Annotated in this window: 16 protein-coding genes; all 16 read right to left on the reverse strand. The window is 49.4% G+C overall.

What is annotated here, in order from left to right:
• Nucleotides 1-116 precede the first annotated feature (116 nt).
• The 16 genes from NSB25_RS12485 to NSB25_RS12560 all read right to left on the reverse strand — a co-directional run bounded on the left by NSB25_RS12485 (nt 117) and on the right by NSB25_RS12560 (nt 17,869).
• A complete protein-coding gene (locus NSB25_RS12485) occupies nt 117-4,076 on the reverse strand; it encodes an ATP-binding protein (protein WP_172455105.1) in 3,960 nt (1,319 codons plus the stop codon).
• A gap of 18 nt (nt 4,077-4,094) precedes the next feature.
• Entirely contained in the window at nt 4,095-5,549 is a 1,455-nt protein-coding gene (locus NSB25_RS12490) for an extracellular solute-binding protein (protein ID WP_103239905.1), read from the reverse strand.
• Nucleotides 5,550-5,729: 180 nt separating this feature from the next.
• The gene (locus tag NSB25_RS12495; protein WP_103239904.1) at nt 5,730-6,257 is read right to left on the reverse strand and encodes a hypothetical protein; all 528 of its coding nucleotides are present in this window, start codon (nt 6,255-6,257) and stop codon (nt 5,730-5,732) included.
• 19 nt (nt 6,258-6,276) lie between these two features.
• On the reverse strand, nt 6,277-8,802 hold the full coding sequence (locus NSB25_RS12500) for a hypothetical protein (RefSeq protein ID WP_103239903.1): 2,526 nt from the start codon (nt 8,800-8,802) through the stop codon (nt 6,277-6,279).
• Nucleotides 8,799-9,965, reverse strand: coding sequence for a class I SAM-dependent methyltransferase (locus tag NSB25_RS12505; RefSeq protein WP_103240007.1), 1,167 nt, complete (start codon nt 9,963-9,965; stop codon nt 8,799-8,801). Before NSB25_RS12505 ends, NSB25_RS12500 begins: the two co-directional genes overlap by 4 nt.
• Before the next feature lie 30 nt (nt 9,966-9,995).
• A complete protein-coding gene (locus NSB25_RS12510; RefSeq protein WP_103239902.1) occupies nt 9,996-10,400 on the reverse strand; it encodes a hypothetical protein in 405 nt (134 codons plus the stop codon).
• A 177-nt stretch (nt 10,401-10,577) separates the two neighbouring features.
• On the reverse strand, nt 10,578-10,988 hold the full coding sequence (gene atpC, locus NSB25_RS12515; RefSeq protein WP_103239901.1) for an ATP synthase F1 subunit epsilon: 411 nt from the start codon (nt 10,986-10,988) through the stop codon (nt 10,578-10,580).
• 48 nt (nt 10,989-11,036) lie between these two features.
• Complete coding sequence (gene atpD / locus NSB25_RS12520; RefSeq protein ID WP_103240006.1) at nt 11,037-12,425, reverse strand: F0F1 ATP synthase subunit beta; 1,389 nt, start codon at nt 12,423-12,425, stop codon at nt 11,037-11,039.
• A gap of 77 nt (nt 12,426-12,502) precedes the next feature.
• Complete coding sequence (gene atpG / locus NSB25_RS12525; RefSeq protein WP_103239900.1) at nt 12,503-13,369, reverse strand: ATP synthase F1 subunit gamma; 867 nt, start codon at nt 13,367-13,369, stop codon at nt 12,503-12,505.
• A gap of 16 nt (nt 13,370-13,385) precedes the next feature.
• Entirely contained in the window at nt 13,386-14,891 is a 1,506-nt protein-coding gene (gene atpA, locus NSB25_RS12530; RefSeq protein WP_103239899.1) for a F0F1 ATP synthase subunit alpha, read from the reverse strand.
• Between the two features lie 28 nt (nt 14,892-14,919).
• Nucleotides 14,920-15,474 (reverse strand): ATP synthase F1 subunit delta, encoded by a 555-nt coding sequence (gene atpH, locus NSB25_RS12535; RefSeq protein ID WP_103239898.1) that lies wholly within the window; start codon nt 15,472-15,474, stop codon nt 14,920-14,922.
• A complete protein-coding gene (atpF, locus tag NSB25_RS12540; protein ID WP_103240005.1) occupies nt 15,462-15,977 on the reverse strand; it encodes a F0F1 ATP synthase subunit B in 516 nt (171 codons plus the stop codon). The genes atpH and atpF overlap by 13 nt, the downstream gene beginning before the upstream one ends.
• A gap of 75 nt (nt 15,978-16,052) precedes the next feature.
• Complete coding sequence (atpE, locus tag NSB25_RS12545; RefSeq protein WP_103239897.1) at nt 16,053-16,307, reverse strand: ATP synthase F0 subunit C; 255 nt, start codon at nt 16,305-16,307, stop codon at nt 16,053-16,055.
• 74 nt (nt 16,308-16,381) lie between these two features.
• Nucleotides 16,382-17,122, reverse strand: a complete 741-nt coding sequence (atpB, locus tag NSB25_RS12550) for a F0F1 ATP synthase subunit A (RefSeq protein WP_103239896.1) — start codon at nt 17,120-17,122, stop codon at nt 16,382-16,384.
• Nucleotides 17,123-17,139: 17 nt separating this feature from the next.
• The gene (locus tag NSB25_RS12555; RefSeq protein WP_172455104.1) at nt 17,140-17,616 is read right to left on the reverse strand and encodes an ATP synthase subunit I; all 477 of its coding nucleotides are present in this window, start codon (nt 17,614-17,616) and stop codon (nt 17,140-17,142) included.
• Entirely contained in the window at nt 17,582-17,869 is a 288-nt protein-coding gene (locus NSB25_RS12560; protein WP_103240004.1) for an AtpZ/AtpI family protein, read from the reverse strand. The genes NSB25_RS12555 and NSB25_RS12560 overlap by 35 nt, the downstream gene beginning before the upstream one ends.
• Between the last annotated feature and the right edge of the window lie 95 nt (nt 17,870-17,964).

The following is a 17,964-nucleotide window of genomic DNA, read 5'->3' on the forward strand; positions in this document are numbered from 1 at the left end:
GCAGTCTATCTGAAACACATCGCTATCCTGTTACTATCCACAAGCATACCTGAAAAACATGTGGGTTTCCATTGTTATTTGAGACAAAAAGTTGTTGCCCTCCTGATTCGCCCCTTTCACTTTCTGTTCCGCAGCACTCCGTCCAGCGTCCGGTAGAGCTTATCCACTTCCACCGGCTTGGACAAATGCCCGTTCATACCGCATTCCACAGATTTTTTCAAGTCATCGTCAAAGGCGTTGGCCGACATGGCGATGACGGGAATGGTGTGACAGTCTTCCCGCTCCATAGCCCGGATTGCCCTGGTTGCATCCAGACCGTCCATCACCGGCATCATGATGTCCATCAATATTACATCATAAGTACCGGGCTCTGTGGTACGAATACGCTCTACCGCCTGAGAGCCGTCATAGACACAATCCACACAAAATCCCCGCTCTTCCAGAAGGCACTGGGCTATTTCCGCATTGATTTCATTATCCTCCACCACCAGAATATGATATCCGTCAAAGGAGACCTCCTCTTCCTGCTTTTCAGCCTTCTCATCTTCCCCGGGTGCCAGCAGGATCCGGAAACTGAATGTACTTCCTTCCCCCAATGTGCTTTCCAGATGAATATTGCTCCCCATAAGCTGAACCAGCCTGCTGCTGATAGAGAGTCCCAGTCCTGTTCCCTGCTGCTTTGACGGATTTCTGTCCACCGCCTGCTCAAAAGAACGAAACACTCTGTCCTGATCTTCTGCGGCAATCCCGATTCCGGTATCACTTACCGCAAAATATACAGGTACCATGCCGGGCATACCCTGTCCCATGCTTTCATGAGCCTGTTCTTCCCGCACTGTCAGTGTTATCCTTCCCTTCGCCGGTGTAAATTTCACCGCATTCCCCAGCAGATTAATCAGTACCTGGCTGATTCTCATACGGTCTGCCGCAAAGAAACCATGGGTCAGCTGAATATCCTGTATAAAAGTAATATTTTTGAGGGCTGCCTGGGGCATGATCAGTTCTTTTATGGTATCCAGCATTTCATTCAAATCAAAGGAGAACACCTCCAGCTTCATCTTACCGCTCTCAATCTTGGACATATCCAGAATATCATTGATCAGTCCCAGCAGATAATCCGATGAAGACTGTATCTTCTGCAGACAGTCCATAATCCGTTCCTGACTTTGATCCTGCTGCAGAGCAATCGCTGTCATTCCGATGATTCCATTCATGGGCGTACGGATTTCATGACTCATTCTGGACAGGAATTCAGACTTTGCCTTACTTGCAATGTCGTGCTGCTGCTGATTCAGCTGGGTCTGGATCACTCTGCCCAGCTCCGCCAGATTCTGACGTTCTTCAGAATCTTCGGCAATCCGCATATCCATACCAAGGATGCAGATATTTCCCATATAATTTCCACTGTCATACATGGGCAGCACAACCCCCTCCTGCCCTGGAATAACATTCAGAAACCGCCGCACCACTTCCCGCTCACTGTCAGCCGCCGAAAAACAGCGCACTTCTTCTTCTCCCAGCCAGTCATAGAATTTTCTTTTCTCATCTTCCCCATACTTTTGCACATTTTCTATATATGGCTGACCGTTTTTATGCCACTGGTATTCCAGATAACTGGAATTAAAATCTGCCCGCAGCACAGATATCAGCACACTGTCGGCCTGATAAAATCTGCCGGTTTTGCGAATCATCAGCATCATCTGTGCGTGGAAATCAGCTCCCTTGCCGAACAGATTCAGTGCTGTGGATACCAGATTTACATCTTCGCCATAGTCCAGGCTGTTGATCTCACGCCCCTGCAGCACAGGCAGCACTCCGCTTTCCCCTGCAGGAATGTCCTCATAGAAGAAATAGTTCTCACCGGCACCGGGATTCACATAGTTCCGGGCCAGCTTCGCCCTGCAGATCAGGTTCTCTGCCGTCTGCTCCTTTTCCCCACAGGCCAGTCCCGCATATACATCCACGCCGAACAGTTCCCTGTCAAAGCTTGCGGAAATTTCTTTCAGCAGCTTCTCCGTAAATTCCGCTGCCTCTCTCCCGGACTGTTCTTCCAGCCACAGAACAAATTCATCCCCGTCAAGCCGAAAAGCCACAATTTTCCTCTTCGTCTTTCCGGCAGCTTCTCCGCAGCTGTTCTGAATCAGATTCCCGATCTCCTCGAGAATCATATCTCCGAACACAATACCATTCTTCTCATTAATCTCCTTCAGCTGATTCAGAAGCAGCTCTATCATGACACCGGAAGGCCGGAGGCTGCGGCATTTCTGTACCTGTTCCATGCCTGCGCTGAAGGCGTAAAGCCCGGTCACGCCATCTCTTGTATTTTTCCGCAGCTGCCTTTCTTCCCGCTCTTTCTGTTCCTGAATATCCCGGATACTTCCCACCAGCTTGCGCCGCTTTCCCTCTGTGTCATAAACCGCTTTGCCGGAAAACAGCACCCATGCAAAATCCGAGTCCTCCGGCCATTTCATTCTGAACTCCACAGACAGTCTGTCCGCCTTGCTCTGCAGCGCTTTTATGGCGTCTTCCCGGTCCATATCATAGATATATTCGGGATTGATAAAGCTGCTCTCGAATTCTTCACATTGCCACCGCCCGCTCATAGTCTTATGATTGACAATGTCCAGCGTATGATTCTGGATATCATAAGAGAAAAACAGATCCTTGGAGGATTCCAGGGCCATCCGATAGCGCTCTTTTTCCTCCAGCAGAACATTTTCGGCCTCCTTCTGTCCGTCAGTCAGTTCCTTCATCACATCATACAGTGCGTCAATCTCCAGAATATTGGAAGCTCTGAACTCCGCCAGACCGTCTCTGCCTCTGCTGATACATCCCATAAGGCGCTGCACAGGTCTGGTCAGATGCCGCACAACAAAATAGATGCCGAATACCCCGAAAGTCAGTCCCACCAGAACGGCAATCACCATCCAGATATAAAGCTGACGGCTCATTCCGAAGAGGTCCTCCTCCGTATCCAGTCCTAAAAGCATCCATTCCGTATTCTCATAGGGTACATTACTGCCGTATAATTTCAGCGGACAAACCACTGCATAAATATTCTGCTTGTCAAGATATACATCCCTTACCTGAGAAAGTTCATCATAATACGTCTTATCCAGCGAAAACAAACCGCCCCGGGAACGCACAAGATTATAGAGAACCCCCTTTCCAACCAGGGGTACATAGCTGTCCTCTCCCCCCCTGACTGCCAGCATATATCCGGACTGCTGGGAAGCATTCAATTCCACTACAGGGAAATAATCATACAGAGTACTGCTGGAAATCTCCACTCCCAGCACTCCATATACTCGCCCATCATGGCGAAGCGGCAGAGAATACGTAATCATTTCATAGGAATCAGCCATTTTCTTTTCCAGGGAAAAAGGCAGAGACCAGTACCCTAAATCCACCGCATCCGCATCCGGATGTTCTTCTCCGGCTCTCCAGGGTTCATAAAAGAAGTTGTCAGAAGCATGCTGTCCCCTGCCGTCCATATGAAATCTGGTTGTCCAGGAAGTATCCAGCGGAATATTCCACTCTCTGGACAGATGCTTTCCTCCCCTTTCAAGCAATAAATCAGTATAATTGGCAGGATTGGTATCCGGGTCCGAATCTCTGATAAAAAAGCCGTCAAAATCCGCCGGAGCCTGCATATCCGGCCCCGCCAGAATAACGAAAATTCCGGTTGTGGAATTGTTCTGCAATATACTCAGACACTTCGGGAAAAAAGCTTCCAGCAATTCACTTTTCATCTCCTGAGAATCAAGGAAATCCTCCAGTTCCGTTCCCTTTTTATTCAGATACTGCACCAGAATTCCATCCATGGCCTCTTCCTGCTCATGGAGAATCGCCCATCTCTGATTCATATCATTCTGCAGAATAACCCGTCTGTTCTCCACCACACGGTTCATCATACTGATGGAATACTCTTCCAGTGCCTTGGTGGTCCTTCTGACCACCAGGGTACCAATGGTAATCACACTCTGTATCAGCATGATAAGAATCAGCGGAATCAGAAAAATTCTGAATATCGTTGTTTTTTTACTTTTCCGGCGCTTCTCTTCCACCTCACTCATACTCATCCCTGCTTATCTCTACTTGTTTACCGCTGCATTTAACGCCTCGCAGAAAGCCTGATACCACTCTTCAAAAGCCGCCTCCGTTACATAAGGTCCCGCTGCCTCCTCCAGACTTTTTCCCTGCTTCAGCATTTCTGCCACGTCTGTTCTGTCCTGAGCCGCTTTATCCGCAAGATTATATTCCAGCACTTTTCTGGCTGCAGAGCCATTCTCAAAGCTTTTGTTCGTATATAGTGTCAGGCTGTCCATCTCTTTGAAAATGGTAGTCAGACAGTCATAGGTTTTGGGTGCTACCTCCAGCTGCTGTTCCGCAATTACCTGGTCAAGCTTCTCCGCACTGTTTGCCTCTTTCCGCACTGGCAGGTAACCTGATACACAGCCAAACCGCAGATTATTCTCGGCCTCTGTAAACCATTTCAGAAATTCCACCGAAGCATACTCGTGCTTTTCATCTGATTTGCTGACCACCATTCCGGCTCCCTGCTGTACTGCGTAACGCGCTCCGCCCTCAAACACAGGCGCCGGCATTACAATGTATTCAATGGCATAGCTGCTGTCATCCAGTTCCACCTGCCCCGGAAAATACATAGCCGAAGAGGTAGATCCTGTATACGCCAGCAAATCTCCCGTCTTCACATCATCGGAACGGAATGAACCGTATGCTCCGAAATACCCCCTGACCATGGGCACATAATAGTTCTCCCAGAGACGGTATAATTCCTGCTTTGGCAGATTCAGTGTCACCTGGCCATTTTCCACCATAAAAATCTCCACCCCCAGCTGCTGCATCCCGATAATAAAATAATTGGCCACCGCATCCCGGCCATAAAATGCTCTTCCATCCCCGGGTATGTCAGGCGTCTGACTGTCCGTCCATTCATAATAGGCCTGTGCCGCAGCCGTGACTCCCTCTATTGTCTTCAGCTCTTCCAGCGATGCCCCGGTAGCCGCCGCAAAGGGCTCCCAGTCTGTCCTGTTGATCATCATAATCTCTGTGGATTTTGCCGTTGGGAAAATCCGCAGAGTGCCATCCGCGGCAATACATCCTTCTTCGATATAAGAATCCACATATTTTTCCAGCTCTTCCTTATCAAGATAGTCCGACAGATTCGCAAGCGCGCCTACCTGCTCCACCTCATAGGCGGTATCTGCATAGGAAGAAAAAATATCGGGCATTTCTGCAGAACCTACTTTTTCACTGATAGACTCTCTCACTGCCGTCTCCAGGTCAGAGACTGACCCCTGACTATAGCTCTGTACATAGATTCCCTTTTCCCTGCCCACCGTATCGTTAAACTCTTCCACAAGCGCGTCAAATGCTACCTGCTGGGAACCATTATAGTAATGCCACACTGTCAGAGACACCGGGTTTCCGGGATCCAGCGGACTCTTATCTCCGCATCCCGTCAGTCCCAGAGCCAAAACTGCCGCCAGACATATGCTTCCTGTCAATCTCCCCGTGCTTTTCATAATCTTCCATTCCCTCCCTCATGCAGCCATATCCCTGAGATTCTGTTTTACCTGCATCTTTTCCTTTTCGTATCATTATATAATCATACAGATCAAAAAGCAAGCATTCAACTGCTGTTCCACACCTGTCACCCCGGGATTGTAACGGTTCAGGCAGCACACTGAGCCGTTATGCAGAACTCATATTCCGGTATATGTATCATAAAGCGTGACAACATTTTCCCTGGTATCATACAGTGTGATCTCCCCGCAGTCCAACGGCAGAACAAGGGCAAAGGGTTTGCCGGGATTCACCGGGATGACTGTCTCATCTGAATCCTCACCCACTACAATTTTGCATACTTCATCATGATTCAAAGACAGCAGCGCAATGCCTTTGTCTTCCAATACCACGGCTTCCACATTTTCTGTCATGTAGGCGTCCGTCCCCCCTTTTCCGAAGAAGTACCCAAAGGAAAGTCCTTCCCGGCTCACATAGATGGAATAAGTACACTTGTCCCTCTCCTGCGTGTAAAAGAGCATGGCACAGATGTCCTCATTCATTCCCTGCGCCACCTCCCAACTGTTGTCAATTTTCTGGTTCTCCCTTGCATCCTGCTCCAGTCTGGCGGCGGACACCCCGAGAATATCTGCCTGCCACACAATCAGAAAGGCCAGCAGAATCATTACAATGACCCCCAACAGCATGGATATTTTTTCCAGTTTCACGTTTCTCCACCTCCTCATCTTACTGTTTCATATAAGTAATAAACTGATTCCCATTTTCCTCAAACCATTTTGCGGAATCATTCATTCCCATTTTATCAATACTTCCAGTCAGAGGATTCAGCATTCCCGCATTATATTCATTAAATCCTACCAACAGTACAGCAGACCCGTTTTCCAGCAATGCAAGTACAGGAATGTCCCGGTTCACATAATAAAGCACCGCATCCAGAGGACATCCGGTAAGGTCCAGTATCTCCGCTCCCTCCATATTTTCTTCCAGTATCCGCAGAACATTCTCTCCTCTGTCCAGTAGATACTGTGAATTTCTGGTGATTCCCTCATTGGCCAGCATGGCGTCAAGGCATACGGCCAGAGCGCCTTTTTCTTCCGTGACAGCCTCTTCCTTAATGGCCATAATCTGATTCTTTGCCGCCCGATTCCCCCGAAGCCAGACACAGGTTCCCTTTTCGTTCACTACTACCCCCGGCAGATTGTATGCGAGATTCACCGCACCTGCAGGTGAATTAAAAATTCCGTACACTCCGTATGGTCCGTACACATAGTATCTGATATTGTCTTCCGCGTCCGGCAGCTGCAGCGTTCTTCCTCCCTCATAGACGATTTCCTTGGGAGTCAGTGTCATTACCGTCTGACTGTCTGTCTCATTTCTGAGCTGTATTTCCACATAGCGCTGATATTTCTCTGTATCGGCGGTCACAATCATGTTCTTCCCTTTTTCCGCCTCCAGATTATTGGTAATGTGCTCCTGTTCCGTCTCCTGATATGCTCCCGTCTCCAGACGCCTCACTCTTTCCAGAGTAATCTGATTATCCGTCACAGTACATTCCGTCACATAAACGTCCTGCTGCCTGTATTCCTTCAGCAGCTCCCCCGCGGAATTGCAGATACACACTTTATACATGGGATAGAAAATTCTTCCCGAATTTTCCACCACAATGTCATCGGCCCGAGCCACCCCGTAAATGATATCCTCCTCCATAAATCCCAGGGGACGGATTACCTCCCCCTCCTGAACAGATACTGTATTCCGGGTATCATTTCCAAAGTTTCTGATTTCCAGGGAAGTACTGTGATAGATATCTTCCCCTACCGGCCACACAGCTATTTTATGATCTTCCGACACCTGCAGCCCCTCGTCCTGAGCAGTCTCAAGCAGCCGGGAATACGTCCTTCCCGCCAGGTCAATTCCATACACGGCATTGTTCAGCATGAGATACAGCTTCTGCTCCCGATTCAGATACAGCAGCCGCTTCATCTCCGCATCCAGCACAGCATAGGATTTGTCATAGGGAATATACAACAGTTCTTCAATGGTATTCTGAGCGCTGTTGTGGGTATAAATCTGAACACCCACTTCCCCTTCATGCCTCCCCCGGTTCATATAGCCATAGACGGCAAACTGTACATTTCCGCCCTCGTCCACATCCAGTATCTTGATGGAGTGCTGATTATACATGGTTCTGGCATCCGCGTTATCCTCATCATAAAATCCGAAGATAACCGTCAGCTTATTTGTGGTCAGGTTATAGCCAAACAGCCTGCCCGCCGCCTGGAACACCACAACATTGCCGTCTTCACTTTCCATCATGGGAACGTCCGTCCCCGTGATTCCCAGCAATATCTTATCATTTGCAAACATATGATCTGTCTCCGGAATCTGCGTCATAGTACGCTCATAATCCAGCAGATAGATTCTGTCCGATGTGTAACGTATGCGATAATATTCCGTCACCGTATAATAAGTCCTGCTTCTCCCCTCCTCCGTGGCCACAATATAGTCCAGCAGCAGAGAAGCCGTCTGTGTGGCAATCTCCGCCAGGCGGATGGAAGGTGCCTGCACTTCTGTTACATTCAGCTCTCCCCAGGTAATCTGTCGGAAACTGCTGTGAATATTTACCTTGTGAAAGGAAGCATTGCTCTCCAGCTTTGAATTCGTCTCCAGATATTTTGCCAGCTCTCTGGCAGCTTCCCTGTCGTAAAGCCTTTCATGAAAATCCAGCACATAGTCCAGCTTTTCTGTCAGGTAAAGCGCATCACTCCATATTACTTTTGTATAATAGGAGACTCTGCTGGCCCCGTCCAAATCCAGCAATATGGTAAGGGAATACTGCATGTCCCTTTCAATCAGATCCTTTAGGGCGATCGTTCCGCTGATTCTTCCGTCATTGACCTGAAATTCCTTTATCTGTGTGCTTTCAATCAGCCTGGAACCATCCTCACTGCGCACTTCAATGGATATTCCCGACACGTTTCTGCCACAGGTGTCCACCACAAATCCGGTATCTCTGGCTTCTCCCAGCACAGTCACATGCTCTCTCTGGAAAGCCACATCCGTATCTGTACAGTAGCCATGAAGTCGGTTATATTCCACCCCGTTGGTCACCATGGTAACCATGGGCAGAGTGGACGGCGCCATTTCCATAGTCAGATTATCATGCCCTCTGTTCCTGATTTTACTGACAATGATCAGAGACAATACAAAAACCAGGAAAAAAACAGAAAGCTTGATTATAGTTTTCCTCATATCAGCTCCTTCAAAGTGGGATTTACCCGGAGAAAATCCATGAGCCTGCAGATGGAGTCTTCCTGCATACCTGTCCGTCCTGCAGGACGGACAGCGGTACTCTTCACCGCCCGTATCATCAGATTCTTAGGCGTGTGCTCCATATCAATAAATTCCAGAATCTGCGTGTCATACCCCTTTTGTTCCAGCAGATTAGCCCGCAGCGCATCCGTAATCAGCGCTGCCATCCGTTCTTTGATGACGCCATACTTCAACAGGGGCTGCAGCATGTCACATCGTATCTGTCCATTCAGCTCATGCTGGCAGCAGGGCACGGCCATAATCACAGAGGCTCCCCATTTTACAGCCTTCTCCAGCGCATAGTCCGTAGCCCTGTCACATGCGTGGAGAGATACCACCATGTCCACCTGGCCGGCTTCCTGAAAGCTTTGAATATCGCCTTCCTGAAAGGACAGCCCCTCATAATGCAGCTTTTCCGCCAGTGCACTGCAATGCCTTATCACATCGGCTTTCAAATCCAGTCCCATCACCCGGATATCCCTCTGCTGCACCTGATGCAGATAATAGTACATGGCAAAAGTCAGATAAGACTTTCCGCAGCCGAAATCGACAATGCGGATAGTCCTGTCCGACGGCAAGATGTCCAATATATCTCTTATAAACTCCAGATAACGATTTATCTGTCGAAATTTGTCGTATTTTGCATTTATAACTCGCCCTTCCGGGGTCTGAACTCCCAGTTCAACCAGAAAGTCCACCGGAAGTCCCTCCGGTAAGACATATCGTTTAGAGCGATTATGAGACAAGTCGGGAAGTCTTCCTTCATTTCCGCCTGCGTCCGGACGACGTCTGCGTTTCACCGTAACCTTTCCCTTCCTGCTGACCAGCACCGTTGCCTCCTCCGTCATGCTGTTCAGCTGAGCCTGCCGAAAGCAGTCTGTCATATAGTCCACAAGCCGGCCCTGCATTTCCTCCTTTGCATAATTGGAGTGATACACTTTTGTCCCCCGGTAAAGCGTCTCCTGAAATACCAGCTTCTCTCTGGTCATCACCGGCCGTACCTTCACCTTAGCCGCCCGTTCTCTGTGGGCCGTATTGCTCAGTGTTATCTGTATTAAATCCTGATTCAGCATCTGCTGAAAAAGTTCTCTGAGTTCATCCATATTCTGTCCCAAATTACGGTTCAACACAGCTTATATAAAATAATAATTTCCTCTGTGTCCCCCGTGTCTGCGTTTATATACTTCGTTAAAGAGGAGAACCTGAATCATGGCCTCACCGGGTGCTTCAGATTCTTCTTTCTCCAGGACGCCGCAAATCGATTTCGTCATGGCAAGCAGACTGTACCTGTCCGGGTACTCATCATAAATCATACTTCCTTCATAGTCTGCCTTATCCAGCATATCCGCTATTCTCTTCTGATACCGCTTTACATCATTCGGATACATCTGCTGCAGATATTCCAGATCCTGCAGCAACATTGCCTCCCTGTTGGAGGCCTGATAATCAGGGTACGTCATATAAAAAGGAAGGGGCCCATTCCAGCCCCTTACCTTATTTTCCGGCAACGGCTGCAACAGCTTAGAATGAAATTCCATACACATTCCTCTTTGTTTTTTAACAGCATATGCACGTTTTCATCTAATTGTTACCGGAAAATGTTCTGCGTCAGCCGCAGCTGCATTTATTTATTGCGTCAAAAACCAGAATAAATCTTAAGAATTATTTCCGGTTTCGGCTAATTGCGAAGCAATTTGCAGGAATGGTTAAAATTTTTAACCATTCCTTAATACCTGAATCCGTGCCATTGCCCTCTGCAATGCCGTCTCAGCCTTGGCAATGTCCGTATTTGGTGCTTTTCCGCTCAAACGTTTCTCCGCACGCTTTCTTGCGGATTTCGCACGCTCCTCATCAATCTCTCCGGGCCATTCGATAACCTCAGCCAGAATAGTCACACTCTCCGGCAGAATTTCTGCAAATCCCGAGTGAAGAGCAGCTTTCTTTTGTTCATCCTGTTCACTGATGTGCAGGATTCCCGGCTTTACAATCACAGTCATCGGAATATGGCCGGGCAGTATGCCTATCTCGCCTTCGGTGGTATTGAACTCCACCATGTCCACCGACTTCTCATAGAAAACCCGGTCGGGCGTAATGATACGCAGAAGGAACTCATTCTTATCCGCCATATATATACCTCCTGTTTCGGTCCGGCAGCCTCTCCCCGGCGCCCTTTCCTATACTCTGGCCAGCACGTCGTCAATGCTGCCTGCATTCAGGAAATAGCTTTCCGGAATATTGTCATGTCTGCCTTCCAGAATCTCTTTGAAGCCGCGGATGGTCTCATTGATGGGTACATATTTGCCTTCCATACCGGTGAACTGGCCTGCCACGAAGAAAGGCTGGGACAGGAATCTCTGTACCTTACGAGCACGGGACACCACCAGTTTATCCTCTTCCGACAGCTCATCCATACCCAGAATGGCAATAATATCCTGCAGTTCCTTATAGCGCTGCAGAATTTCCTGCACACCGCGGGCCGTCTGGTAATGCTCTTCCCCAACGATTCTGGGATCCAGAATACGGGAAGTGGACTCCAGCGGATCCACCGCCGGATAAATACCCAGCTCCACGATGGAACGGGACAGTGCCGTGGTGGCATCCAGATGAGCAAATGTGGTGGCCGGCGCAGGGTCAGTGTAGTCGTCTGCAGGCACGTAAACAGCCTGAACGGAGGTGATGGAACCGTTCTTCGTGGAGGTAATTCTCTCCTGAAGGGCACCCATCTCCGTCTGCAGCGTGGGCTGATACCCCACTGCGGAAGGCATACGGCCCAGCAGTGCGGACACTTCGCTTCCCGCCTGTGTAAATCTGAAAATATTGTCAATGAAAAGCAGTACGTCCTTACCGCCCTTGTCACGGAAATACTCCGCCATGGTCAGACCTGTGAGGCCCACACGCATTCTGGCTCCGGGGGGCTCGTTCATCTGACCGAAGACCATGGTGGTCTTGTCGATAACGCCCGACTCCGTCATTTCGTGATAAAGGTCATTCCCTTCTCGAGTACGCTCTCCTACACCGGTAAATACGGAATAGCCGTTATGCTCTGTGGCAATATTACGAATCAGCTCCTGAATCAGAACAGTCTTGCCCACGCCTGCACCGCCGAACAGACCAATCTTGCCGCCCTTCTGATAGGGACAGAGCAGGTCAACTACCTTAATCCCCGTCTCCAGCAATTCCTTCTCCGTAGCCTGCTCTTCAAACTTAGGAGCCGGTCTGTGGATTGGCTCATAGGATACCTCTTCCGGAGCCGGTTTATTATCAATTGGCTGACCCAAAACATTGAAGATTCGCCCCAGCGTCTTCTCGCCTACCGGAACGGAAATAGGGGCGCCGGTTGCAACCGCATCCATTCCCCGCACCAGACCATCGGTACTTCCCATGGCAATACATCTGACGGTGTCATCTCCCAGATGCTGGGAAACCTCCACAGTCAGTGAACTGCCCTCTCCGGTAGGAATGCGAATTGCTTCGTTAATCTCAGGCAGTTTCCCCTCATCGAAACGGATATCCAGAACCGCTCCGATGACCTGAGTAACTTTGCCTTTGTTCTCTCCTGCCATTTCTACCTCTTTCCTGCCCATTTGCACGGGCATAATCTCGTTTCATAATTACCTGTACACACAAAGCACACCGCCTATCATCCTATTGCTTCCGCTCCGGCGATAATCTCAGTCAGCTCCTGTGTGATGGAGCCCTGGCGGGCTCTGTTGTATTTCAGCGTCAGATCGCTTATAATTTCTTCCGCATTGCTGGTAGCGCTGTCCATAGCCTGCATACGCGCACCGTTCTCACTGGCCGCCGACTCTCTCAGCGCACCGTAAATCAGACTGGTGACATATTTGGGAATCAGCAAATCCAGCGCTTCCGAATCTTCCGGCTCGAAATTCATAATGGCGGAAGTTTCCTTCTCCGCCGGCGCCGTGTCCTGTCCCGAAGTCTCCACCGGAAGCAGACGAAGCAGTGTGGGGATATGGCTCACCGTATTCTTGAAAGCGGTATAAGCCAGATAAATTTCTCCGATTTCACCTTCCGCAAAAGCTTCCAGCAGTCTGTTGCACAGAGCAGCCGCATCCTTATACTGCGGGCTCTCCACAACTTCGGCTTCGCATTCTTTCACACAATATCCGCTCCGCACAAACGCATCTCTGCCCTTGGTACCCAGACAGTAGATATCCAGCTCTTCTTTTCTCCACTGAGGATGTCTGGTCACCAGCTTGATCACGTTGGAATTATAGCCGCCGGCCAGTCCTCTGTTGGCAGTGATCACAATGACAGCTTTCCTGGAGGAAGCACCGGAAGTCAGATATCTGTGCTCAACCTGTCCCACCCGCTGCAGGATACTGTTCACCGTATCATACATGCAGGTAAAATACCCTTTGGAACGTTCCGCACTTGCTCTGGCACGCTGGAGCTTTACGGTGGATACCAGCTTCATGGCCTTCGTAATCTGCTGAGTACCCTGAATACTGCTCTTGCGGCGCTTTATATCACGCATTGATGCCATGTTCTATATCCTCTTTCTATTCAAACTGCTTCTTGAATTCCTCAATTGCCTTCTGAAGCGTCTTTTCGGTCTCATCGGAGATCACCTTCTCCGACGCAATATTGCCCGGAACCTCAGGATATTTTGTATCCAGGAACTCGAAGAATTCCTTCTCAAATCTGGTAATATCCTCCGTCGGTACATCCAGCAGGTACTTATGTGTCACCGCATAAATGATGATAACCTGATACTGAACAGGCATGGGAGCATACTGGGACTGCTTCAGCACCTCTCGGATACGCTCACCCTGTGCCAGCTTCTCCTTGGTATCATTGTCCAGCTCGGAACCGAACTGTGCAAAGCTTGCCAGCTCTCTGAACTGGGCCAGCTCTGTACGAATAGGAGCAGCAATCTTCTTCATGGCCTTAATCTGTGCAGCGCCGCCTACTCGGGATACTGACAGTCCTGCATTGATAGCGGGACGGAAACCGGAATTGAACATCTCCGTCTCCAGATAAATCTGACCGTCGGTAATGGAAATCACATTGGTAGGAATATACGCGGACACATCACCTGCCTGGGTCTCAATGATGGGAAGCGCAGTCAGGGAACCTCCGCCGTACTCTTCGTTCATTCTGGCCGCACGCTCCAGTAATCTGGAATGCAGATAGAATACGTCTCCGGGATAAGCTTCACGACCGGGCGGACGTCTCAGGAGCAGAGAGAGTGTACGATATGCCGTTGCGTGCTTACTCAAATCGTCGTACACCACAAGCACATCCTCTCCGTTCTCCATCCATTCCTCCCCGATTGCACAGCCTGAATAAGGCGCAATATACTGCAGGGGAGCAAGGTCACTGGCTGTGGAAACCACTACCGTGGTATAAGCCATCGCCCCGTATTCTTCCAGGGTTTTCACAATATTGGCAATCGTGGATGCCTTCTGGCCGATTGCCACATAGATACATTTTACGTTCTGTCCTTTTTGATTGATAATCGTGTCGATTGCAATGGCCGTCTTACCTGTCTGACGGTCACCGATGATCAGCTCACGCTGTCCCCGTCCTATGGGAATCATGGCGTCGATAGCCTTGATACCCGTCTGAAGAGGAGTGTCAACGCTCTTTCTGGTGATGACACCGCTTGCCACTCTTTCAATCTTACGGTACTTATCTGTCTGAATGGGCCCTTTGCCGTCAATCGGCTGTCCCAGCGAATTAACCACACGTCCCATCAGTGCGTCGCCTACCGGCACTTCCACCACGCGTCCGGTGGTTTTGACGGTATCGCCCTCATTGATGTTCCTTGCGCTGCCCAAGAGTACCACGCCCACGTTATCTTCTTCCAGATTCAGCACCATGCCATACACTTCGCCGGGAAATTCCAACAGCTCACCCTGCATGGCATTTTCCAGTCCATGTACACGGGCAATACCATCCGCCACCTGAATTACCGTACCCACATCGGATACATCCAGAGTGGATGCGTATCTCCTGATCTGATCCTTGATAACAGAACTGATTTCTTCCGGTCTTAAATTCATGGATCTGTCGCACCTTTCTTCCAGCCGGTCAGCCCAGCTGAATTTGTAATAATTGTTTTGTCAAACCGTTCAACTTCGTGCGGACACTGCTGTCCACCACTCTGTCTCCTATGCGGATGATCATCCCGCCTATAATTGAGGTATCCACCTGATAATTCAATTCCATCTTTCTGTATCCGCCGGTCTCCAGCAGCTTTGCCTCCACAGCACTGCGCTGAGCGGCGCTGAGCGGCACGGCAGTGGTCACATAAGCCACTCCCACTCTCTGCTGTTCCTTTACTCTCTCGGTAAAATGAGCAAAAATTGCCGGCAGATCGCCATAACGTTCTTTGGATACCACAACCTCAAAGAGGCCTGTCAGCTCATCACTGACCCGCCCTTTAAAGACATTATCCACCACCTGCAGTTTATCCTGCTTCGGAATCCCCGGGTGTTTCATCAATTCGTCAAACTGCGGATTCGCCTTCAGCAGCTCGCTGATACCGCGGATTTCCTCCAGCAGCTCACCGGCCCTGTCCACGCCTGATTCCATGGCTATCTCATACAGGGCCTCGCCGTATGTTTTGGATACTAATTTAGCCATGTCTTATCACCCATTTCTTTCAAGGTTTCATCAATCAGCTGATTCTGCATGGCAGTATCTACGGATGCGGACACAATTTTACCTGCCATAAGCGATGCGACAACTATGATTTCACGTTTTACGTCGTCAGACATCTTCTGCTTTTCAAGCTCTGCCTCCACACGGGCCCGCTCCAGAATGCGGTCTGCCTCTTCCCTGGCCTGGGCCACAATCTGATTTTCATTGGCCAGAGCCTTTTTGCGTGCTTCACTCAGGATGCTCTCCGCTTCCTTGTCAATCTCCTGCAGCTTTGTCTCATATTCCTTTTTCAGACTCTGGGCATTTTCCATAGCCTGCTTTGCCGTATCCAGCTCGCTCCGAATCTTGTCCCTGCGGCCGTTCAGCGTCTTCCTTGCCGGATTGAACAGACAATAGCTCAAAATAAGGAACAGGAAAAAGATGGCAATGATCATCAGAACAGAATCAGCCAACAGCTGCCAGTCCAGGTCAAACAGTCTTGTCATGGACCCGTTCACTGATAAAAATACCATTTTAACCTCCTTTCTGCCTTCTAAAATGCATTCAATCTTCTCACATTATTAGGGCAGAAGGGGTTTCACGAACATCAGCAGAATGGCAACCAGCAGACCGTACAGACCGGTGGTCTCTGCAACTGCCTGGCCAAGAAGCATGGTCTGCATAACCTTGGGCTGAGCCCCGGGGTTACGTCCCACTGCCGCCGCCGCGTGTCCGGCTGCAATACCCTGGCCCACACCAGGTCCGATACCGGCGATAACAGCCAGACCTGCACCAATTGCGGAACATCCTAAGATAAAGTTTTCGTTGAAATCCATTCTATTTTCCTCCTGAATATAAAAATGATAATAAGGTTTTGAGAAAAATCCGCCTGCGGATTCCCCTCTTACTGCTAACGGCGCGTGCCATCGCCAATCTCATTTGAAATGTATGTCATGGTCAGCATACAGAATACATAAGTCTGAATTGCTCCGGAGAACAAATCAAAGTACACATGAAGCGCCGCAGGCCAGGCTGTGGCAAACCATCCCAGCAGCCCGTAAAGCAATGCCATCATGGCCGTTCCTGACAGAACGTTCGCAAACAAACGCAATGACAGTGAAATCGGCACCGCAACGGCACTGATCACGTTAATCGGCAGCCAAATGGGCAGCCACGGCGGCAACGGAGAACAAAGGTCTGTCCAGATTGTCAGCGGTTTCTGATATTTCCACTTGTTATAGTGAATCAGGGAAAATGTCAGTATTGCCAGCGGCAATGTAACGCCATAATCCGCCGTCGGAGGCCGAAGCCCCAGCAAGCCGGAAATATTGCTGACCAGAATAAAGATAAAGATGGTTCCGATATAGTTAAAATATCTCGGAGCTGCCTGCCCCATGGAGCCGCCTACCATATTGTCCAGCATCTCGACAATCATTTCCACCACATTCTGGAAACTGCCCGGTACTTCCGATGCCTTCGCCATACATCTCTTCGCTGCGATGGCAAAAACTGCCAGCAGCAGCATAACAATCAGAATGCACACATGTGATGTGGTTATCCATACCTGATGTCCGAAAAAGGAATACTGAAATACCCCGTGAATTGTAAAGTCAACGCCAGACTCACCGGACAGCAAAATTCCATGTCCCATACTCTCACCTCTCTTTCCTAAGAATTTTGTGCAGGAATCTCTCCCTCCTGCGCAGCAGCCTCTTCCTCCAGAGGTTCCGCCACCGGATCCGTCTCATGGAACAGCTTATTGCACAGTTTATGAGTAATCGGCTGAAGATAAGCCGTTACTTTCAGGCTCATATAACCAAGGAAAAAAGTCAGCGGATTCATTGCCCCCGTCACAGAAATGACAATCAAAACCGCCGCCACCATACAATATCGGAACAGATACCCTCTCGTCACGATTCCCGAAGCGTCCCCGCCGGACAGAAGCGCCCTGTCCAGCGTCCGACACATATGAATACTGCCGGCCACAGCAAAAGCAACCCCGAACCAGAGACTCAGGGTATAATTTCCTTTATCCTCCACAAACCAGACGCCCGCCGCCTGACAGACGACACCGAAAAACACCATCCCCAGCTGCATCTCCAGCAGCGTTCTATTCGTTTTCTTCAATGTCTCGATTATCTTCATCGGCGTCTCCCTGTTCCTCATCTCCTTCTCCGTTCCCGTACAGACGTTTCGCCATGCGGTACACATTCTGCCCTCCCGCCACTGCCCCCGCCGCAAACAGCAGAATTGTCAGATAAGAGGTACCGAATTTTCTGTCCAGCCAGACGCCCGCCGCGGATAACAAGCAGATAGGAACAATCATATTCAGGCCGAACTGTGTAACCATGGCAAGTGACTGATACACTATTCTGTCTTCGTCTTTCCGCTTCTTCATCCGACACCACCAAAATCAATGCTTCCAAAAGACCAGCATAATTTTCCAACATCGTATATTATAACCTTTTTTATCAGAAATGTCTAGGGTATATT

This window comes from Acetatifactor muris, from assembly GCF_024623325.1.
GTDB lineage: Bacteria > Bacillota > Clostridia > Lachnospirales > Lachnospiraceae > Acetatifactor > Acetatifactor muris.